The following is a 22,108-nucleotide window of genomic DNA, read 5'->3' on the forward strand; positions in this document are numbered from 1 at the left end:
CCCGGAAATTGTCTTTCCAACTCAGATAGAGCCAAAAAATCACTCTATTTAATACAAGCTAAAGCGAACTAACCGACGATCTTCCTCCCTCGTTCATCCAATAGGTATGTTCTTACACGTTCTGACCCGCTCGCCGGTTGAATCCACTCTTTGCCCATCAAATGACGGAGCCACTTTCTTGCCGTTTGATTCTTCATCCCCAAACTGCGAGAAACATCAGATGGAGTGATGGGCCCTTCAGCACGTAGAAATAAGCGTAGGATTTCCCTCTCGATGAAATGCACCGCATCGATGTTCTCCCCCTCCCCCAACCATCTTCCCATAAACTGCTGTAGTGTCTGTTGGCAGTAGCGAGGGTTGTCGCTGACGTCATCGTAGGTAAAGCGCAGCACTTTCCAACCATCCAGAATCAGGTCGTTTTGCCGCCGACATTGATCCGAGAAGCGGTCACGGCTGATGTTTCGTAAGTGAGGGCCAAACCCGTCGATTTCGATCGCCAGTTGCACTCCCGAGCGAAGGTAAGCAAAGTCGAGATATCGCATCCCATCTTTAAAGTCCTTCACCTCATATTCGGGATGAAGATGGCGGAAATGCCCGAAGGCGGGCCACCACACTTTTTCGACAAATGCCTTCTCTGCGTGCCCATGGCCCTCCCGCAGCCTCCGTTCCCTCTCGCCTTCCCGATGACTCCAATGATTGCTAAGCCACAATGCATACGTCTCCTGAAACCCCATCTCATTAACCTCCTCCGCAGAAAATAAAAAAGCCTTTCGTCGACGGATATTTCATCCGACAACAAAAGGCGTGTGCTTCACGACTAGTTTACTTGTTCTATGTCCCATTCTACCACAAGCCTGCGAAATCCTTCCACTTCTCCATTAGTTAGTTTACTCGTAAATAGCTGTAGTTCCCCGCGCTGACGTCTGAGTTGCCGCACAAAGTAACTTGAAGTATACTGAACTGCGTCTGACGTATCTCGTCAAGTCAGCGATCAATTCACTGCATAAAATAACCTTTCAAATCTCTAAACTAGAGTAACAGAGCGAAGGAGGCTTCCTTTCATATGAATAAAACGATCGTCCCCGCCTTGCCTCGGGAACGCGGCGCCTCCGTTTGGCTACTGGTCACCGCGGTTCTGCTAACCGCCGCCGCCTTGCGGTCCCCTATCACCGGGGTTGGCGCCATCATCGGCGAGATCGAAGCGGCCACGGGCTTGTCGCACACGCTGTCGGGTATGCTGACGACGCTCCCGCTGATCGCCTTCGCGGTGTTTGCGTTGGCTGCGCCGGGCTTGTCCGCGAAGTTCGGTATCGAGCGAACGTTATTCTTCAGCATGATCCTGATGACCGGCGGTATTCTCGTCCGTTCGCTGCCGTCCGTGACCGCGTTATTTGCCGGTACCGCGCTAATCGGCATCGCCATCGCCATCGGCAACGTGCTGCTGCCCGGGCTGATCAAACGCGATTTTCCGCAACAAGTCGGGCTGATGACCAGCCTGTTCACCACGTGCCTGACCTTCTGGGCGGCGATCTCCTCCGGGATCAGCGTGCCGCTGTCCCAAGGCCCGCTCGGGTGGCGCGGCGCGTTAACTATTTGGGTTGCGTTGACAGCGGTCGGCGCCCTCGTCTGGCTGCCATTGCTCCCACGGCCTGACAAAGCATCTGGGCGCAAGGGCCAGACCGCGGGCGTAAGCCACTCCCGCATCTCAGAGGTGGCAGGGGCTACAGATCCGGCGAGCCGCCCATCGACCCCAGACGAAGCCGGCGGCACACGCCTCCGCATATGGCGCTCTCCGGTCGCTTGGCTGGTCACGATGTTTATGGGCTTCCAGTCGATCCTGTTTTACGTCAGTATTTCCTGGCTGCCGGACATCCTGCAGGAACGGGGGATGAGCGCCGAACAAGCCGGCTGGATGCTGTCGCTCATGCAACTGATCAGTATGGCCGGCTCGTTCGTGATGCCGCTGCTTGCCACGCGGTCCGACAGCCAGAAATGGCTGACCGCCGCCACCGCCGCTTTATGCGTGATCGGCTTCGGCGGCATCTGGGCAGGGCCGGTGTCGCTGGCCGCTCTCTTCATCCTCTTGCTCGGGATCGGCTCCGGCTCAACCTTCGGCCTTGCGATCGTCTTCTTCTCGCTTCGCTCACGGACGACGGAGCAGGCCAGCGCCCTGTCGGGGATGGCGCAATCGGTCGGTTATGTACTAGCCGCGTTCGGGCCTACACTGTTCGGCTATCTCCACGACTTTAGCGGTAGCTGGGATACGCCGCTTGCCGTGATTACCGGAGTATCGATCTTAACCGCCCTGTTCGGCTACGCCGCCGGCCGCAAAGGATATGTCGACGCCACATAGTCGTAGACATTGAACCGACTGACCGATCACTCGTCCCCGCGGCCCTGTCAGTTGTCCGAATGTTGCATTTTAGTCAACATTTCAGTCCCAATTCGCCTGGTCTTCCGGTAAATGTTGTATTTCATGCAACATTTTCCGAACTCCAAGGCGCCTTAGCCCCTAAATGTTGCACCTTTTGCAACATTTCGGCCGAAACCCTGCGGGCCGCACGAAAATGTTGCACTTTCTGCAACATTCCGCCCCCCCTTCACCCCACCCCAACGCAAAAAAGCTGTCCCCGGACGGAGCCCTATTACAGGACCTCCGAAGGACAGCTTTTCTTTACCTCCAAACCTCAGCTCGTAGGCTGTTCGCCCAACTGCGGCTGTTGCTGCAGCGTCGGCTTATGTTTGAAGATCGGCACCAGAATCATCGCACCTAGCAACATGATAATGCCGGATACAGCGTAAATTCCGACGAGCGGGAAGATGGTTTTCAGCACGCCGGACAACGACATCATGATAACCATCATCCCCATGAACATCGGACTCAATACACCGTTGACGCGGCCGACATAAGACTGTTCCGTCCATTGCAGGATCATCGTGTTGATCCCGATCTGGATGCAAGGGAACGTCAGACCGTTCAGGAACTGCAGCACCAGGGTTAACGGAACACTGGTCGACAGCCCCATGCCTACGATACAGACGGCGCTAACCGCCATCCCGAAGGCAAGCAGGACTTGGGGGGGAACTTTTTTGGCCAAGCCCATAATTGCACCGCCGCCAATCAACATTGCTACACCGTTAACCGCCAGAAGGAATTGCAGGAACTCCTTAGGCTGGCCCAACCGTTCGGTGACGACGAACAACCCCAGCGTCTGGATGATCCCAACGGAGAAGCCGGCGATCGCGAACGTCGCGCCCAGCACTTTCAATACCGGGCTGCGCCATACATACCGGAAGCCGTCCGCCAGTTCTTTGCGGATATTTCCGGTTTGCTCGCGCTTTGCCTCCTGCTCCTCATCCGCCGGAAGCCGGAACAGCACCAAAGCGGAGATCAGGAACGCCACGCCCATAACGCCAATCGACACGTAGATCCCAAACTGGTGGTAAGAGAAAATCCCCAGCGACGGCCCAATAACCATGAAAATGGCTACCAGCGACTGGAACAACGCCATTCCCTGTTGCACCTTCTCCGGATGAACATGCTGTTTGAACAGCTTCATCACCGATGGCTGCGAGAACTGCGACAGAATCGCCGAGATGAAGGTCGCAAAATAGACCGCTTCCCACGATTCATACAGCAAGGTTAACAGCACGGCGAATACCGAGATCGCGGACAGGAAGTCGCACCAGATCATCGTCCGCTTCGGCTTCCACCGGTCGGCGAACGCTCCGCCTATGAAGGAGAACACGAAAATCGGTGCAAATTCGACGACAGAAATCAGCGAGATCGCGAGCGGATCGTTGTTGGTCTGATCTGTTACGAACATCAGAATCGCAAAGTTGCGGACCCAGATCCCGATCTGCAAAAACAGATTGGAAATTAGGATCGTCTGGTAGAACCGGTTCCGGAACAAACTGCCGGAAGCGGGTAAAGCCTGTGAATCATGACTCATCTTCTAAACACCTCATTACTTCTTTACTTGCTAGGATGAACTATAGATTATCCATATTTCATAGAGGGATGTCAAATGTTTCTTCAACCCCTCGTTTTAAGTAAAAATCACTCCGACGACGCCGTCTTAACTTCCTGTCGACTCGGGGCTCCCGGTCCGTACCCCATCATTTTGGCGTTGCCCATAAAGCACACCGTGATCAATGCCAGCACAGCCGGCACTAGCGTCCACCAAAACATCGTCGTGATCGACGTCGACAAGCCGCCCACAATCTGCTCCAGAACAGGAGCCGGAATCGCCTTGCGCGCTTCGGAGGCGAGCAGCGTCCGAGGATCGTCCATGGATGGCAACCCTTCCGCCCCGCTGCCCATGGCGGACAGCGAATCGCTTAACCGGTTCGCAAACAGGTTGCGCTGCACAATCCCGAACACGGTAATTCCCACCGTCATCCCAAGCGAGCGAATGAATGACATCGTTGAGCTGGCCGCTCCCCGCTGCGAAGGTCCGAAATCTTGAATCGCGGACATCCCCAGCACGGAGAACGAGAACCCGACGCCAAATCCCGCAATCGCCATATAGATTGACAGCAGAGTTTTGGTCGTGTCTGGCGTGATCGTCGCGAGCAAAGCAATCCCTGCCATAAAGATGACCGCCGACAACACCATAACGTTGCGGAAGCTGGTGCGCTGCACGAGGAAGCCCCCGACCTGGGAAGCGACCACGGAACTCAGTGTCATCGGCAGCAAGATTAAGCCAGAATTGGTTGCCGTACCGCCTGTCACCCCTTGCACAAACAAGGGAATATACACGGAAGCAGCGATAAACGAAGCGCCGTAAAACAATCCGGCCAGGTTACTGCTGGCAAACAGACGTTTGCGGAACATCCCGAAGGAAATGATCGGCTCCTCCGCCTTGCGCTCGACCAGCAGGAATGTGGTAAACAGCACGGCAAAGGCCGCGAACAATCCCAGAATCTGCCTGGAATCCCAGGCGTACAGCTGCCCGCCCAGCTCCAGCGCAAACATTAGAGCAACGATCGAGCCGATTAAGGTCAATGCGCCCCACCAATCGATCCGCTGCTTGGCATGAACGGCCGATTCCCGGTAAAAGGCCAAAATCAGGAACAACGCGAGGATGCCAAGCGGGATATTGATGTAAAAATTCCAGCGCCAGTTCAGATGGTCGGTGATAAAAGCGCCAAGCAGCGGGCCGGCAAGACTGGAGATCCCAAACACCGCGCCAAACAAACCACCCATGGCGCCGCGTTTTTCCACAGGGAATACGTCAAACACGATGGCAAACGCGATCGGCATCAACGCCCCGCCCCCGATCCCCTGGATCGCGCGGTAGATGCTGAGCTGCACGATGGTGTCGGCCGTACCGCATAACACGGATCCCAGCAAAAACATAGCGATGCCAAAGACAAAAAATCGTTTGCGTCCATACATGTCGGACAGCTTACCGAAGATCGGCATCGCCGCCATTTCGGCGACCATGTACGCCGAGGTGACCCAGACGTATTTGTCCAGGCCGCCCAGTTCGGATACGATGGTTGCCATTGCGGTGGACACGATGGTATTATCCATCGCGGCCATTAAAATGCCGAGCAGCAGACCGGCGACCACGAAGCCGAGACGGCTGTTTTGTTGCGCGTTCATCCCTCGTTCCTCCAAACGTTCAGGTGTTCCCCCACTTCCGCGTGCGGGTCCTGATGATAGTGTTTTGTATATTCGACGAGCCGGATCCGGCAGCCGGGACCAATCGAGACGTCCCCGCCGCGCACGATATCGGCTACGGTATTTTCTAAACGAATAACATCGCCTTCGATGATGCTCGCCTGCATTCCCGGCGTCCCCCAGGACTTGAATAGCGACACCCACTTCCATGTCGGATGCGGGGCGATGCGAATCTGCCCGCCGACGATTTCGCTCGTCTGACTACGGCCGAACATCGCGATTTCAACGCGCTCGGCATTGATCGTTCCTTGGGATTGTATGGCTCCTTTTAGGCGTAAACGCTCAGCTTGGCAGTCGCCCGTCAACTCGCAGCTCCCATACAAGCCGATGTCCTCGCCGATGATGCCGCCATCAATGCGGATCTCCCCGTTGAGCCGGGCTTTGTCAGCGTGCAGACCCCCCAGGACATTCAGATTGCCGGTCAGGTTCAGTTCTTCACCGCCCATCGGACCGGACACAACGATTGTGCCCGTGGCCTTCACCGTCCCGACACGTAAACCGCCGTCGACCTCCAGCGTTCCCGTGCAGGTCAGGGTTCGGCAATCGACATCCCCGTTGATATCGCCTTCGCCGACGATTTTGATCTTATTGAACATTCCGCCGTTTGACGTCCCGTTGCCAACAATCTTCAAATCGGCACTGCGGTCACGGTCATCCTGTACTTGTACGGCCATCCCCGTTCCCTCCTGTTTCATCATCGATTTATTTCTGCTCCGTGCGTCCCACCGAGGCCTGCGGCGAAACCTCATAACGTTCCTTATATTCCACAAGGCCAATCTCGCAGCCCGGTCCGATCACGACCGAATTGCCACGGACCACATCCGCCTTTGTGCCTTCCAGTTGAATGTCGTCCCCTTCGATCACGCCTGCCGTTAACCGGGAGGCTCGCAGCGAGGACAGATAGTCTAGCAGCCGTTTGCCCTTGCGCTGCCGCACGACGATGGACTCCCCACCGATCTCTTTGGCGTGGCTCGGGCCTTCCAGGTCGATCGTCAATCGTCCGGCATTCAGCATGCCGCCAACCTGAAGCTGACCGTAAACCTCGGCTTCCTCGAACTCGGCACTGTCTTCTAGCTTTAAGGCGCCATCCACCTTGGCCGTCTCCCCGGTAACGGAACCTCCGACCTTGAGGATCCCCCGGACATGTAACCGAGAGAACCGTACGTCCCGGCCGACTTTAAACATCCCGTCCAGCTCGAACCTTACGCCTCGCAGTGACTCTTCCGATGAGCCGGTGCCGTTCAGCCGAAACTCACCCGCATCGATCGTCCCTTTGATCTTCAGCGTCCCGTTAGCCCCCAACGACTCGCAGGTGATATCTCCGTTCAACGTAGCAATCCCTTCAGCCTGTATTTTTCGATACGCGCCGCCGGACGCCTGACCCACCCCGTTGATTTTCAAATCCTTGACGCTTCGTTCCGCCATTACCCTTCACTCCCGCTCACCAATAGTTTCAATTCCTCCGTGCAGCGCGCCAGTGAAAGACGGGCCACCATCCTAACGCTGCGGTCCATATAAAGCTCGACATCCCCCGGCACTAGGATAAAAGCGGCCACCCCCATTTTACGAGTGAGACGAACGCCGCATTCCTGACCGGCCAAGCCCGGTAAATATTCTTCCAGTGTCTGAATCAGTAAACGCCCTTCCTCCAGCGAAATATCTCCGCTTTGCAGCAGCTTGTCGAGCACGTAAACGGTCAAAATCTGGTCAAAGGTATACAGCGACTTCCTCTCGGCCGACCCTATGGTCTCGATATATAAATTCAAAGATGTTGACGTAACAATGTTTCGGTCGAGCAAGTCACCTGCGCTCAGACGAATATCCCCCGGACTCGGTGAAAAGACGTCCGCCAATGCATCCAGCGATAAATCGTCCTTCATGCCCAGAATTCGGTCGATACGCTGCAGGATTTTCTCCCTTGGAAAAAACGTCTCCTGTCCCGTAAAAGACGACTTGCGGATAAACCAGTGCTCCGGGATCAGGTTTTTACGCTTCCAGCGGTATAACTGCCCATACGAAATGCCCGTCAGATCAAGCAATTCCTTCTTGGAGATCAATTCCTCACTCATTGTCATGCTCCTTTCTCGCTCCAACAACGTAACATAACATTGTTACGTTGTAAAGCGGGCGTGAGCGGATATCGAGCCAGAGCGTTGCTGCTATTCATCTTAATCAACTTCCCTGCGACCTCCATCCGTCTCGAGGCGGATTTCTGTGCCCGGCCCAAGGTGGAAATTGAGCAAATAAATAACCCCCTTCGCCAATGATTATGGCTCTGGGGGCTAGAACTATCTCTATAGGTTATAACTTAAACCGATCGATCTGGGCATGCATGTCCGTTGCCATTCGCGCCAGGCCTTCCGATGCGGAGGAGATCTCCTCCATGGAAGCCAGTTGTTCTTCGGTTGCAGCCGTTACGCCTTGGAAGCTTTCCATGCTGCTGGCCGAGGTCGCTGCGATCTGTTCGACAGAATGGGCAATTTCATCGGCACTAGCCGACATTTGCTGTGTTATGGCCGACACCTCGTGAATCTGCTCCGAGATGTGCTGCGTGGAACGCTCGATCGCTTGGAAAGCCGTTTGCGCCTCCTCAGTCACCAACATCCCTCGCTCCACATTGGCATTCACTTTGTGATTCATCATTTCATATGCCTTGCCCGTGAGCTCGGTCATCCGCCCAATGTTCTGTTGAATCATTTCCGCCGTCGATCCAGACTGTTCCGCCAGTTTACGCACCTCGCCCGCAACAACCGCGAAGCCACGTCCCTCTTCTCCGGCACGTGCCGCTTCGATCGCCGCATTTAACGCCAGCAGGTTGGTTTGATTGGCAATCTCCGTGATCGCGCTGCTCATCCCGGCAACCTGCCCGCTGAGCTCGTTCATTTGCTGCATCAGTTCCGCCGATTCCAACGTCGATCTGCGGATTTCCTCCATTTGCAAGCCAACGAGGTTGACCTTCTCGCTTCCATCTCGGACATCCCCTACCGTCTGCATGGACGACTCAACGATCATGCCGGACGCTTCAGCGATTTTCCGGATACCCTGAGACATTTCATCCATCGTATCGGCACTTTCCGCCGAAGTGGAGGCTTGTTTCTCCGCCTGATCGGAAGCGTTCTGAACCAGCTCGGCGACATATTCCACCGCCTTGGCGTTCTGTTCCGTTCCCGCGGTTAGTTCTTCGCTGGAGGCAGCAAGTTGGCTTGCCGTCTCGGACATCTCCCGCACCATTTGCCGCAGGGAGGCCAGCATCCCATTATAGTTCGCGGCCAATTGTCCGATTTCATCCTTCCGCTTCGTGCTTACATCCTCGTTCAAATAACCTTCACTAACTCGTTTAGCCGAATGGTTCAACTGCTCGATTGGACGCGTGATATTAAGGATGACGATGAACAACAGGACACCGGCAACCACTAAGGAGATAGCCAGAACAATCAGGGAGGTCCACATAATCGGCAACGACGCGTCACTGAATTCCTGCACATCCAGAACTCCTACGATTTTGAAACCCGTTAGCTTATTTGTCGTAAAAAACGCGCTTTCCTCCGTCCCGGATACCGGGTCGATATATTTCATGTAGCCCGATTCCGCTGCACGAATTTGAGAAAGATGGTCACCGACGGCCTCTTCGCCGACCGCGCTAGTTGGGTGCGTGACAAACTTGTTCGTGCGGTCCACGATATAGACAAATCCGCGTTCTCCCAGGCGAATGGCACTAACATCCTGGTTCAGATTCGCAAGGTCCAGGGCGACCGTGATCGCTCCTTGATGGTCCTTCAGCGCACGGCTGATATACAGGTTGTAATTTCCGGTCGTTGCGGATTTGAACGGATCGATAATGACCGTTTCCTCCGGTCTTTCCAGCGAGGCTTTGTACCAATCCCGCTCCCGGGGATCGTAATCCTGCTTGCCGGGATCAGGTGCTTTCATCCAGGCTCCGTTCTGATTCCCGACAACCATAATTTCGAGTTCGGGGTGTTTCTCTACGAACAAATCGATTAATGTCCGCAGCTCGGGGGAATGGGAATCCACCTGGGCCGATTCAATTTGCTGGACCAATTGCTCTACATTTCGAACCTCCGCCTCCACGATCTGCGTGATCGAATCGTTGAGCAGATTCACATTCGATTGCGTGCTGGCGTCCATTTTCTCATGCAATTGCTCACTGGCCCGATTATAGCTGGTGTACGAAATCACCAGATTGGGTACGACCAGCAGTACAGCAAAAATAATCAACAGCCGGTTGCGTAGTGTCCTGACTTCCACCAAATTCCGAATCCTTGTAAATAGTTGCTTCATGATTTGTTTTCTCCTTTTATTTTAATGGGGCATCCTGTCGGCTCTTGCTGTGTGCCAGGGGTTGATCAACTGCAAAAACGGTACCGGGATGTCAACCAATTCTGATTTAGTCAGCGTTCATACAATAGATTTTCCGCGTTGGCAGTGATGGATCTTACATCTATTTCGACAAATTACGACCATATCTTTAGTTGTTTTCAGAAAGTTTCGTCAAATTTCGCGAAATTTCTTGTGATTTCCTGACAATTTCAAATTTTGGACATACTCTTCCCAACTGGATCGAACACCGTCGGTAGAACACAAAAAAAACAGCCGTTCGCCCGAGGGCGATGGCTGTTTCCGAAATGTGCGGAAGCTCTGAAGGAGGGTCTACCGCTTATTTACTTTTTTCTGCGTACTCTTGTGTCCAGGTACGTCCCGCTTCCAGCTTACTCTCTGCACGCTCGATCGCCGCCGTGACTTGAGGAGTCGCCGTCCCGCCGTACACGTTACGGGCATTCACGACGCTCTCCGGCTGCAGCACTTCATAGATGCTGTCGTCGAACAGCGGCGAAAACTGCTTGAATTCCTCCAGCGTCAGGTCCAGCAGATATTTACCGTTCTGGATGCAATACAGCACGGTTTTGCCGATGACCTCGTGGGCCTGTCGGAAAGGCAGACCCTTGTTCGCCAGAAAGTCGGCGATGTCGGTCGCGTTGGAGAAGTCCTGATTCACCGCCTCGCGCATCCGCTCCTTATTCACCTTCATCGTGGCGATCATCGGCGCAAAGAGCTGCAACGCTCCCTGCAGGGTAGCGACCGTATCGAACATGCCTTCCTTGTCCTCTTGCATGTCCTTGTTGTACGCCAGCGGCAGTGACTTCAGCACAGTCAACAACCCCATCAGGTTACCGTACACGCGCCCTGTTTTGCCACGAACCAGCTCCGGCACGTCCGGGTTTTTCTTCTGCGGCATAATACTGCTGCCGGTGCAAAACGCATCGTCCAGCTCGATGAAGCGAAACTCCGTGCTGCTCCATAGGACCAGCTCCTCGCTGAGGCGCGAGAGATGCATCATCAGAATGGAGGCGTCGGCAAGGAACTCAACGATAAAGTCGCGGTCGCTGACCGCATCGAGACTGTTCTCATACACGCCGTCAAAATGCAGCTGCTCGGCCACGAAATGGCGATCGATCGGGAACGTCGTTCCCGCCAACGCCCCCGCGCCCAGCGGCAGTACATTAATCCGCTTGTAGCTGTCCTGCAAGCGTTCGATGTCGCGCTGGAACATGGACACGTACGCCAGCAGATGATGGGCGAACAGGATCGGTTGCGCCCGCTGCAGATGGGTGTACCCTGGCACAATCGTGTCGAGATTCGCTTTGGCTTGTCCGAGCAGCGCCTCCTGCAACTCCTGAAGCAGGCCAACAAACTCCACCACCCGCTTGCGCAGGTAGAGGTGCATATCCGTAGCCACCTGGTCATTGCGGCTGCGTCCGGTGTGCAACTTCCCGCCGACCGAACCAACCTCGTCGATCAGTTGCTTCTCGATGTTCATATGGATGTCTTCGTCCGACACGGAATATTCCAGCTCGCCGCGGCGGATTTTGAGCAGGACCTGATGCAGGCCTTCCTTAATCTTCTCGACGTCCTCTTCCGGCAAAATCCCGCATTTGCCTAACATGGTGACATGCGCGAGACTCCCCTGCACGTCCTCCTCCGCCAGCGCTTTATCAAACCCGATGGAGGCGGTATACTCCTCAACTAAACGGTTGGTCTGCTTCGTAAAGCGGCCACCCCACAGCTTGCTCACCTGACCCACTCCTTAACTCGAAACCTGCTTGTTATCCGTCAACCCGAAGAAATATATTCGATTATTTGAGTACATTTCCTCGTAAACGTCCGAAATTGTAGATTATATTCGAAAAATCATACAGATTCCCGCCTAAGCCTCGCATAATGCACCATTATATACGAAATTTCATGCATATGAAGGTCCAAACACCGGGTACCGGCGAATTGTATTCGATTTTTCGAATAGATTTAGAAACTCGAAATTCGAAACTCACTTTCGCTTACTTGCCGCTATTCTGTGCAACACCCGTGCCGACCTTCAACCGGAGCGCGTTCAAATGGATGAAGCCCGTTGCGTCGCCTTGGTCGTACGCCTGCGTCGGATCAGCCTCCATCGTGGCGATGTCCGGGTTGTACAAGCTGACCGGGCTCTTCACGCCAGCGGCGATGATGTTGCCTTTGTACAGCTTCACGCGCACCGTACCGGTCACGTTCTTCTGGCTCTCCGTCACCAGCGCCTGCAGCGCCAGACGTTCCGGCGCAAACCAGAAGCCGTTGTAGACGAGCGTGCTGTAGCGGGTGATCAGGCTGTCGCGCAGGTTCATGACCTCGCGGTCCATCGTCAGCGACTCCATTTTGCGATGGGCCGTGAACAGGATAGTCCCGCCCGGCGTCTCATAGACCCCGCGACTCTTCATGCCGACGAAGCGGTTCTCGACCATGTCGACGCGGCCGATGCCGTGCTTGCCGCCCAGCTCGTTCAGCTTCTCCATCACCGCGAGTGGATTCAACCGATCGCCGTTCAGCGCAACGCAGTTGCCTTGCTCGAACTCCAACTCCAGATATTCTGGCTGATCCGGCGCATCCTCCGGCGATGCGCTAAGCAGGAACATGTCTTTGTTCTCCGGCGCGGACGCGTCGAACCATGGATCCTCCAGCACGCCGCTTTCATAGCTGATATGCAGCAGGTTACGGTCCATCGAATACGGCTTCGCCGCTGAGGCCGTAACCGGGATGCCGTTCGCTTCGGCATAAGCGATCATTTCCGCCCGTCCCGGGAACCGGTCGCGGAACTCGCTCAGCCGCCAAGGCGCGATCACGCGGATCTCCGGCGCCAAAGCAGCCGCAGCCAGCTCGAAGCGCACCTGGTCGTTACCTTTGCCGGTCGCGCCATGGGCGATGGCCGTTGCGCCTTCTGCGCGGGCGATCTCCACCATCCGCTTCGCAATCAGCGGGCGGGCAATACTGGTGCCGAGCAGGTATTGACCTTCATACAAAGCGCCCGATTGGAACATCGGATAGATGAAGTCCTTGGCGAATTCGTCGCGCAGGTCGTCGATATAGACTTTGGAAGCCCCGGTCGCGAGCGCTTTCGCTTCGAGTCCGTCGAGTTCTTCCTTCTGACCGATGTCCGCCGTAAACGCGATGATTTCCGCATCATAGGTCTCTTTTAACCACTTTAGGATCACGGACGTATCCAAGCCTCCGGAGTACGCCAGTACGATTTTTTCCTTTGCCATGATTCCTAGTCCTCCCCCAATAATTATCCTATCAAAGCGGCCATCAGCGCTTTTTGCGCGTGCAGCCGGTTCTCCGCCTGGTCAAAAATAATCGAATGCTCACCGTCGATCACGCCTTCGCTCACTTCCTCGCCCCGGTGGGCCGGCAGGCAGTGCATAAATACATAATCCGGCTTCGCGTGCCGCGCCAATTGCTCATCAACCTGATAATCGCGGAAGGCCGCTTCGCGCGCCTTCTGCTCGGCTTCGAAGCCCATGCTCGCCCACACGTCGGTGTAAATGGCGTCCGCGTCTTGCACCGCCGCCTTCGGATCGCGAACCACCTCTATAACCGCCCCCGTCGCTTTGGCGATTTCTTGCGCATCCGCCACGATTTGCGGGTCCGGTTCATACCCTTCCGGGCTGGCAACCGATACATGTACGCCAAGCTTCGCTCCGCCGATCATCAACGAGTGGGCCATGTTGTTGCCGTCCCCGATGTAGGCCAGCTTCAGCCCTTGCAACGTACCCTTATACTCGTACAGCGTCTGATAGTCAGCGAGCACCTGGCATGGATGCGCCAAGTCGCTAAGACCATTGATCACCGGCACAGTTGCGTAGCGGGCCAGATCAACCACTTTATCATGACCGAAGGTCCGGATCATGATGCCGTCCAGGTAACGCGACATGACTCCTGCTGTATCGGGGATCGTTTCGCCGCGTCCGAGCTGGATATCATTTTTGCTGAGAAAAAGAGCGTGGCCCCCCAGCTGATATGTGCCAACTTCAAAGGACACCCGCGTCCGCGTCGACGATTTTTCAAAAATCAATCCGACGGTTTTCCCTTTCAACGGCTGGTACTCCTCGCCATTCTTCTGCTTGCGCTTCAGTTCGATAGCCAAATCAATCAAATAGTGGATCTCTTCGGTTGTGTAATCCGTGAGTTCTATAAAATCACGGCCGCTGAGATTCATGCTGCTGCGTTTCGATGGTTCCAGCAATGTCATGGGTTTAGTTTCCCTCCTTGGCTAAATAGGCGGCGATAACCTCGGCCAAGATCGCCACAGCCTGGTTGATCTCTTCCTTCGACACCTTGAGGTTTGGCAGCAGGCGAATCACATCCGGGCCGGCGGTGACGAACAGCAGTCCGTGTTTTTGCCCGAGCAGGACAATGTCGCCAACCGGGCCGGCGCATTCGATGCCGATGAGCAAGCCTTTACCGCGCACCTCTTTGACAAACGACTCCTCCTTAAACGTCTCCTTCAGGTGACCCACCAAGTAGTCGCCCATCTCCGCGGCATGCTCCGGAATGCGCTCCTCCTGCATCGTCTCCAGTGTCGCGATGATCGCCGACGTTACAACGGGGTTCCCGCCAAACGTAGAAGCGTGGCTGCCCGGAGGAAAAGCTTCGCGCAAATATTCCTTGGCTAGCATCGCCCCGGCCGGTAAGCCGCTGGCAATTCCTTTGGCCGAGGTGAAAATATCCGGCTCGATGCCGTAATGCTGATGCGCAAACCAAGCGCCCGTACGTCCCATGCCGGTTTGCACCTCGTCGATGATCAGCAGTAGGCCTTGTGCCTTGCACAGCTCGGCCAGCTCCTGCACGAACGCCTGCTCGACCGGATACACGCCGCCTTCGGCCTGCACCATCTCCAGCATGACCGCCGCTGTTTGCGGGCCGATCGCGGCTTTGAGCGAGGGGATGTCATGCAGGGGCACGGTCTTGAAGCCTTCGGGGAGCGGCAGGTAGCCGTCCTTCACCTTTTGCTGGCCGGTGGCAGTCAGCGTGGCCAGCGTCCGGCCATGGAAAGACTGCTCGAATGTAATGATCTCGTAGCGGTTCGTCCCTTTGACCTTCTGATGGTAGCGCCGCGCCAGCTTGATCGCCGCTTCGTTCGCTTCGGCACCGCTGTTGCAGAAGAAGACGACGTCCGCACAGCTGATCTCCGTTAGCTTCCGCGCTGCGGCTTCCTGCTGCGGGATGTGGAACAGGTTGCTCACATGCCATAGCTCATCCATTTGCGCCTTCACCTTGGCCGCTACCTTCTCCGGGGCATGCCCCAGGTTGGCGACCGCAAGGCCGCTCATGAAATCAAGGTAGCGGTTCCCCTTGTCGTCCCACAGCCAGCTGCCTTTTCCTTTGACCAAATGAATCGGGTACCGAGCATAACTTGGAAACAACGCGCTGGGGTTGCTCCCTTCCGCGGCGGCTGCCGAAACCGTTGCGGCTTCTTTCAGATCGCTTTGCGCCATCGTATCTTCCACTCCCATCTTCTTCATGATTAATGATTAATATAACATATCTGTACCCACCGATTGCTACGCCATGCGTACAATTCGAGTCCCGATGCGTTCGCCGGACAGCACTTTGCCGAGCACGCCAGGTTCGCTACCGCCTACAATGACGGCTTCCTTCACACTGCCGCTGATGCAGGCCACTGCAGCGCGCACCTTCGGGATCATACCGCCGTAAATTTCTCCGGTGGAGATCATATCTTCGATTTGCTGTACGGTGATCGAATCAAGTACCTTTCTTTCGGTACCTGTCATTTTCAAAATCCCAGGCACGTCCGTCACAACGATCATCCGTGAAACGCCAAGTGCGGAAGCGACAGCACCCGCGGCTGTATCCGCGTTGATGTTATAGCGCTGCGCGCCGTTGGCATCGATGCCGACGGGGGCAATGACCGGGATATAGCCGAGGTCAAGCACACCGCCGATCAATTCGTCATTGACGTCAGTTACGTCGCCAACGAGTCCTACCTCTTTGTGGTTCGCGACTGGCCTTGCTTGCAGCAGACCTCCGTCCACGCCGGACAAGCCGATCGCTTTCCCGCCGTTCTGGGCAATGCGGCGCACGATCATTTTGTTAATGCTGCCCGCCAGAACCATTTCCACGACATCCAACACTTCTTCCGTCGTATATCGCAGCCCGCCAACAAACTTGCTCTCGATCCCCAACTTGCCGAGGTTCTCCGAAATAGCGGGCCCGCCGCCGTGCACAATCACTGGCTTTACTCCGTCCTTCTGCAGTTGCACCAGGTCGGCAAAAAAAGAATTCGGCAGCTCCGCGAGCGTGCTGCCGCCACATTTCATCACAAACATTGCTTGGTTGTCTCCTTTCCGGAGTCGGAGTTTCTCTCATCTGATTAATGATTTATCCGATGAAGTCGTTAGGTTCGATAAGCCGCATTGATGCGGACATAGTCATAAGTCAGATCGCAGCCCCAGGCGGTTGCTTCGCCTGTGCCGTTATGCAGGTCGACGGAGATGGCCACGGTGTCGCCTTTTAGATAGGCGAGCGCTTCTTCCTCATCGAAACGAATTGGGCGTGAACCTTCCAGGACGACGATGTCGCCCAGCTTGATGTCCACCGTATCCGGGTTGACCGGCTCGCCTGCACGGCCGACCGCAGCGATGATGCGACCCCAGTTGGCGTCGGCGCCAAACACCGCCGATTTCACCAGACTTGAGCCGACGATCGTCTTGGCGATCGCGCGAGCGGAGTTGTCGGTCACCGCACCGCGGACCGTCACTTCCACGAGGCGCGTTGCGCCTTCGCCGTCGCGGGCAATTGCCTTCGCCAGCGTCTCGCACACGTGGCGAAATGCGGCAGCGAACGCGTCCCAGTCGGCATGCCCGGTCGACAACTCCCGGTTGCCGGCCAGCCCGCTGGCCATCGCCAGCAGCATATCGTTTGTACTCGTGTCGCCGTCGACCGTGATCATGTTAAACGTCACGTCGGTCGTCTGCCCGAGCAGGCTTTGCAGCGCCTGCGGCTCAATGGCGGCGTCGGTCGTGACAAACGCCAGCATCGTAGCCATGTTCGGGTGAATCATCCCCGAACCTTTAGCGGCCCCGGCGATCGTCACCTCGCGGCCGTCCACGTCAAGCTTCACGCATACCTCTTTCTTCACGAGGTCCGTGGTCAGAATCGCTTGGCAGAACTGCTCGGCCCCCTCGCCGTTCGCCGCCAAAGCCGCCGGCAATCCAACTATGCCGGCGTGAACGCGATCCATCGGCAACAACTCGCCGATGACGCCGGTGGAAGCTACGGCGACTTCGTCTTCGCCGAGCCCAAACGCTTCCGCCGCCGCGGCGCGCATCGCGTACGCGTCGGCTTCGCCCTGCGCGCCCGTGCACGCGTTGGCGTTGCCGCTGTTCACGACGACGGCCCGCAGCCGCCGCCCTCCCGACGCGACGCTCTCACGCGTCACTTTCAAAGGCGCGGCCTGGAATACGTTCGTCGTATATACGGCCGCGGCCACCGCCGGCACCTCGCAGAGGATCGCGCCGAGATCGTTGCGCGTCGTCTTTTTCAGGCCGCAATGCAACCCGCCAGCCTGGAACCCTTTGGGCGAAGTGATACTCCCCTCCGGCGCTGTACGAAATAAACTAACCACTCCCATGACGAACTCCTTTCACAAGCCTGTATAAGATGAATAAACCTATGGATAAACTGGCGTTAGTTTCAAGCCGGTCGTTTCCTCCCAGCCCATCATCAGGTTCAAGTTCTGAATCGCCTGACCCGCAGCCCCCTTGACCAGATTGTCGATCACGGACACGATCGTCAGCCGTCCCGTGCGCTCATCCGCCGCAAAGCCAATGTCGCAATAGTTGGAGCCGAACACTTCTTTGGTCGCCGGCCATTTGCCTTTGTCTCGGATTCGGACGAACGAACGCCCTTCGTAATACTGACGATAAAGCTGAACCAAATCTTCCTCCGTATAAGCACCCTTGAGCTGGGCGTACATGGTGCACATAATCCCCCGCGTCATCGGCACCAAATGCGTCGTGAACGTCACCGTCACCGGCTCACCGGCGATATGGCCTAAGGTTTGCTCGATCTCGGGGATATGCTGATGTTTGTTCACTTTATACACTTTCATATTTTCATTGATTTCCGCGTAGTGGTTTGTCAGGTTCATGCCCCGGCCCGCACCGGACACGCCAGACTTGGCATCGATGATGATACTCGCCGGATCAATCCAGCCTGCGCTCAGCGCCGGGATCAGGCCGAGCAGCGTTGCGGTTGGATAGCAACCCGGGTTGGAGACCAGCTCCTTGCCCCTCACCTCGTCACCATAAATTTCGGCTAGGCCGTACACGGCCTGGGTAAGCCATTCATCCGCTGGGGCTTCGTGTTTATACCAAGCCTCGTATTCACGGCCGTCTTTGAGCCGAAAATCGCCGGACAAGTCAATCACCTTCAGCCCCGCCTCAAGCAGTTGGGGCACCAGCTTAGCGCTGACCCCGGACGGCGTTGCGGTAAACACTACATCGACCTTCGCCGCAAGCTCCTCCGGATTCAAGCCGTCCAACGGTTGAACGATAATCTCCGACAAATGCGGGAATCCGTCCGTCAATGGCTCTCCGGCGCTGGAGACGGATATGACCGACACGATCTCGGCATGCGGATGTCCCCATAAAAAACGAATCAGCTCCACGCCCCCATACCCCGTGGAACCGACGATGGCTACTTTTACTTTTTCCCCATTCACGACGTTTACCTCGCTTTCTCTCCCGATGGATAAGCCTATGAAATCAACAATATGCATTATTCCGAAGTAAATATGTATTATTATACGGCTGAACTTATATAAATACAACAACTCTCGCAAAAAAATTCCCCTCCCATGTCAGGCTTCCCATCGCCGGCTTTTATTGCAGGGCCCGAATCAAGTATAGTAAGAGGGAGTCCTTATAGACCGCAGATGAAGGAGGAGATGCAACATGACGACCGGTAAAACCATCGCATTCGTATACGCTCATCCCGATGATGAGACATTTGGCTGTTCTTATCTAATCCGGCAAATCGCCGATGAGGGGGGCACCGCCGTCCTGCTGACGGCGACTAGGGGAGACGCCGGTAAAACCGGGCATTTAGGAGAAATGACACGCGAACAGCTGGCTGCCCGAAGAGACAAGGAATTGGACAAAGCTGCAGCGATCCTGGGCATCTCTGTCGTTGAGCAGTTGGGGCTGCCCGACGGTAAGCTGAAGGAGGCAGACCCGGCTATGCTGCAGGAGAAGATCGCCGACTTTCTGCAACGGCATCAGGTCGAGGTGGTGGTCACGTTTCCAGAGGACGGCCTATCCGGACATCCGGATCATATCGTGATCCATCATGCCGTGAATGAGGTCGTGTTTGGCGGCCAAGCGCCTTCCGTACAGAAGCTGTACTATAACCAATTGGGATCGTATACTTCGGATCATTCCAGCGTATTACGTGTGGAAGCCGGCGATCGTTGGGAAGCCAAACGTCAAGCGCTGGCCGCTCATGAATCGCAAATCTGGAGCGTGGAGCGGGTGTTTGGCGTTTTGGGGCCGAAGGTGCCGCCCGGCCACCAGCTCGAGTCGTTTGAGTTGGTCTGGGAACGAGGCGTAAAGTATCCGCAAAAAAACGAGTCCTCGATCTACGACGGCTTGCTATAACAAAAAACCGTCCGAGCTTCTTCGGACGGTTTTTTCCATTTTTCGAGAGGTATATGGCTTACTGTACGGGAGCTTTGCACGATTATCCCGTTCGCTCAGATCTCAGTGCAACCGACAAACTCGGCTTGTTATATCTTCTCCTGCTCCATTTCCCTTAACGAAAGGGATAATGGTGCAAAGGAGCGATAAGAGACTCTCCCACCGTCTTGCCCGCCTCCAATTATCGCCAGGGGGACCAGGTGATGTCACTCGCCCTTCACTCTTTTGAACCCTTCACCTAACACCTCATGAGCATTTGTAATGATTACAAAAGCGGTCGGATCCAGTGTTTGCACCAGCGTCTTCAGCCGCGTCACTTCGCTTTGCCCTACGACGACCATCAACACGGTCCGCGCATCCCCGGTGTAACCGCCGCGACCATCTAGCTTGGTGAGCCCTCGGTCCAGGTGGGTCAACACCGCCTGCGAAATCTCCTCCGTCCGCTCCGCAATGATGTAAGCAACCTTCGTGTAATTGAAGCCCATCTCAATTGCGTCGATGATTTTGCCCGTGATGTACAGGCCGATCAAGGCGTACAGCGCTTTTTCCGGGGACAGCAGAAACCCCGCCAACGCGATCACGATCCCGTCCATCATCACGACGCAGACGGAGAGGCTGAGACCGCTGTATTTTTGGATAATTTGCGCCAAGGTGGACAACCCGCCGGTGGATCCCCGGCCCCGGAACACGATCCCCAACCCAAGCCCTACGCCGATGCCTCCATATAAGGAAGCCAGCAGCGGGTCTGTCGTTGGCACGGGCATATCTCTCGTCAAAAAGACGAAGAAAGGCAACACCACAGTGCCAAGCAAGGAACGGATGGAATAATCGCGTCCGAGAAGCAAGTAGCCCGCGATAAAGAGCGGGATGTTCAGCGCCCACTGGGTGTAGGCAGGCTCGATGCCTAACAGCGACTGAACGATGATCGAGATCCCCGATACCCCGCCCGAGGCAATGTTGCTGGGCACCAGAAACAGATTGAATGCCAAGGCCGTAATTAACGAACCTACGATAATCATCACCGTGTCCAGTGTGTGGCGAACCGGCCCGGTGACCGGAATATATTCTTGTAATCGGCGTTTACGAACTTTCGGCGGCATTCCTGCCCCTCCTTACATGTGGGATGCGTTGGGTGCTCCCGCCGATTAGCTCTCCGTCTTAATCTGGCTGCGCAGATAGCCGTCGATAAAAGCGTCCAGATCCCCGTCCATCACCGCGCCGACGTTACCCGTCTCCACGGAAGTCCGGTGATCCTTAACCATGCTGTACGGGTGGAAAACGTACGAGCGGATCTGGCTGCCCCAGGCGATATCCGATTGCTCGCCGCGGATTTCGTCCAGCTCGCGCTGTTGCTCCTCGATTTTGCGTTCGTACAGCTTGGAGCGGAGCATTGTCATCGCCCGTTCGCGGTTCTTGATCTGCGAGCGTTCGTTCTGGCACGTCACGACGATCCCCGTCGGAATGTGCGTAATCCGCACCGCCGAGTCGGTCGTGTTGATGTGCTGACCGCCCGCGCCGCTGGCGCGGTACGTGTCGATCTTCAAATCCTCCGTGCGAATGTCGATTTCCACGTCATCGCTAATCTCCGGCACAACGTCGCAGGAGACGAAGGACGTATGCCGGCGTCCGGAAGCGTCGAACGGCGAGATCCGCACCAGGCGGTGCACGCCCTTCTCCGCCTTCAGGTAGCCGTAGGCGTTGTATCCCTTGATCAACAGCGTAACGCTCTTGATCCCGGCTTCGTCGCCCGGCAGATAGTCCAGCGTTTCGACTTTGAAGCCACGTTTCTCCGCCCACCGGGTGTACATCCGCAGCAGCATTTGGCCCCAGTCCTGGGACTCGGTGCCGCCGGCGCCGGGATGTAGCTCGAGAATCGCGTTCATTTTGTCGTAGGGCTGGTTGAGCAGCAGCTGGAGTTCAAACTCCTCCAGCTTCTTCACAAGCGAGGTGACGGAGCTGCCGATCTCCGCAGCCAACGATTCGTCGCCTTCCTCGTCGGCGAGCTCGGCCATCATTTCCAGCTCGTCGTATTCGTTCTGCAACGCCGTGTACTGGTCCACGGAGGACTTCACCGCATTCATCTCGGCGATGAGACCTTGGGCTTTATCGTTGTCGTCCCAGAAGTCGGGCGCCGCCATTTTCTCCTCATAGTTGGCGATCATCTCTTGCTTCAGATCTAAGTCAAAGAGACCCCCTAAGGTTGGTTAATTTCTTCGCGATTTCGCGCATGTCCTGTTTCACGTTTGGATCGATCATACGTTGGATCCCCTTTCTTTCTTCGAATTCGCAGCCCAAACGGGCAAAAACGGGCGACCCGGGGATTCCCAGGCCACCCGCTAAATCTTGCTTCCTACATACCATACCTTACTTCGTG

18 protein-coding genes are annotated in these 22,108 nt (G+C 55.9%); 2 read left to right on the forward strand and 16 right to left on the reverse strand.

Translation table 11 applies throughout. The annotated features are described in order from the left end of the window. Positions 1–68 precede the first annotated feature (68 nt). Complete coding sequence (locus IM700_RS16265; protein WP_193417904.1) at positions 69–734, reverse strand: DNA-binding response regulator; 666 nt, start codon at positions 732–734, stop codon at positions 69–71. 329 nt (positions 735–1,063) lie between these two features. On the opposite strand from IM700_RS16265, the gene IM700_RS16270 reads away from it, so the two are divergent. Then, a complete protein-coding gene (locus IM700_RS16270) occupies positions 1,064–2,353 on the forward strand; it encodes an MFS transporter (protein WP_193417906.1) in 1,290 nt (429 codons plus the stop codon). Between the two features lie 334 nt (positions 2,354–2,687). On the opposite strand, the gene IM700_RS16275 is transcribed toward IM700_RS16270, so the two are convergent. The 13 genes from IM700_RS16275 to argC form a co-directional block, all read right to left on the reverse strand. Continuing rightward, positions 2,688–3,953: an MFS transporter gene (locus tag IM700_RS16275; protein ID WP_193417908.1), complete on the reverse strand. Its 1,266-nt coding sequence runs from the start codon at positions 3,951–3,953 to the stop codon at positions 2,688–2,690. Positions 3,954–4,060: 107 nt separating this feature from the next. Beyond that, positions 4,061–5,611, reverse strand: coding sequence for a DHA2 family efflux MFS transporter permease subunit (locus IM700_RS16280; protein WP_193417910.1), 1,551 nt, complete (start codon positions 5,609–5,611; stop codon positions 4,061–4,063). Continuing rightward, the gene (locus IM700_RS16285; RefSeq protein ID WP_193417912.1) at positions 5,608–6,363 is read right to left on the reverse strand and encodes a hypothetical protein; all 756 of its coding nucleotides are present in this window, start codon (positions 6,361–6,363) and stop codon (positions 5,608–5,610) included. Before IM700_RS16285 ends, IM700_RS16280 begins: the two co-directional genes overlap by 4 nt. Before the next feature lie 28 nt (positions 6,364–6,391). Beyond that, positions 6,392–7,114, reverse strand: coding sequence for a hypothetical protein (locus IM700_RS16290; protein ID WP_193417914.1), 723 nt, complete (start codon positions 7,112–7,114; stop codon positions 6,392–6,394). Next, a complete protein-coding gene (locus IM700_RS16295; protein ID WP_193417916.1) occupies positions 7,114–7,758 on the reverse strand; it encodes a YhbD family protein in 645 nt (214 codons plus the stop codon). Before IM700_RS16295 ends, IM700_RS16290 begins: the two co-directional genes overlap by 1 nt. A 232-nt stretch (positions 7,759–7,990) precedes the next feature. Beyond that, a complete protein-coding gene (locus IM700_RS16300; protein ID WP_193417918.1) occupies positions 7,991–9,988 on the reverse strand; it encodes a methyl-accepting chemotaxis protein in 1,998 nt (665 codons plus the stop codon). Between the two features lie 376 nt (positions 9,989–10,364). After that, the gene (gene argH / locus IM700_RS16305) at positions 10,365–11,780 is read right to left on the reverse strand and encodes an argininosuccinate lyase (protein ID WP_193417920.1); all 1,416 of its coding nucleotides are present in this window, start codon (positions 11,778–11,780) and stop codon (positions 10,365–10,367) included. 262 nt (positions 11,781–12,042) lie between these two features. Beyond that, on the reverse strand, positions 12,043–13,281 hold the full coding sequence (locus IM700_RS16310; protein ID WP_155608206.1) for an argininosuccinate synthase: 1,239 nt from the start codon (positions 13,279–13,281) through the stop codon (positions 12,043–12,045). A gap of 23 nt (positions 13,282–13,304) precedes the next feature. Continuing rightward, complete coding sequence (gene argF / locus IM700_RS16315; RefSeq protein WP_193417922.1) at positions 13,305–14,267, reverse strand: ornithine carbamoyltransferase; 963 nt, start codon at positions 14,265–14,267, stop codon at positions 13,305–13,307. Between the two features lie 4 nt (positions 14,268–14,271). Continuing rightward, on the reverse strand, positions 14,272–15,513 hold the full coding sequence (locus IM700_RS16320) for an acetylornithine transaminase (RefSeq protein WP_193417924.1): 1,242 nt from the start codon (positions 15,511–15,513) through the stop codon (positions 14,272–14,274). 66 nt (positions 15,514–15,579) lie between these two features. Then, entirely contained in the window at positions 15,580–16,365 is a 786-nt protein-coding gene (argB, locus tag IM700_RS16325) for an acetylglutamate kinase (RefSeq protein WP_193417926.1), read from the reverse strand. Between the two features lie 68 nt (positions 16,366–16,433). Next, positions 16,434–17,669, reverse strand: a complete 1,236-nt coding sequence (argJ, locus tag IM700_RS16330) for a bifunctional glutamate N-acetyltransferase/amino-acid acetyltransferase ArgJ (RefSeq protein ID WP_193417928.1) — start codon at positions 17,667–17,669, stop codon at positions 16,434–16,436. A gap of 39 nt (positions 17,670–17,708) precedes the next feature. After that, a complete protein-coding gene (argC, locus tag IM700_RS16335; RefSeq protein WP_193417930.1) occupies positions 17,709–18,761 on the reverse strand; it encodes an N-acetyl-gamma-glutamyl-phosphate reductase in 1,053 nt (350 codons plus the stop codon). 232 nt (positions 18,762–18,993) lie between these two features. On the opposite strand from argC, the gene IM700_RS16340 reads away from it, so the two are divergent. After that, positions 18,994–19,695 carry a PIG-L deacetylase family protein gene (locus tag IM700_RS16340; protein WP_193417933.1) on the forward strand — a complete coding sequence of 234 codons (702 nt, stop codon included), beginning with the start codon at positions 18,994–18,996 and terminating at the stop codon, positions 19,693–19,695. 245 nt (positions 19,696–19,940) lie between these two features. Here the strand turns inward: IM700_RS16340 and IM700_RS16345 are convergent, their stop codons facing one another. Beyond that, positions 19,941–20,834 carry a YitT family protein gene (locus IM700_RS16345; RefSeq protein ID WP_193417935.1) on the reverse strand — a complete coding sequence of 298 codons (894 nt, stop codon included), beginning with the start codon at positions 20,832–20,834 and terminating at the stop codon, positions 19,941–19,943. 45 nt (positions 20,835–20,879) lie between these two features. Next, positions 20,880–21,990, reverse strand: a protein-coding gene (prfB, locus tag IM700_RS16350) for a peptide chain release factor 2 (protein ID WP_155608213.1) whose coding sequence is annotated in 2 segments (ribosomal slippage) — positions 20,880–21,917 and positions 21,919–21,990 — 1,110 coding nt in all. Because the reading frame shifts where the segments join, the coding sequence is not laid out codon by codon here. Between the last annotated feature and the right edge of the window lie 118 nt (positions 21,991–22,108).

Origin of the sequence: Paenibacillus rhizolycopersici (assembly GCF_014947195.2) — a bacterium.
Taxonomy (GTDB): Bacteria; Bacillota; Bacilli; order Paenibacillales; family Paenibacillaceae; genus Fontibacillus; species Fontibacillus rhizolycopersici.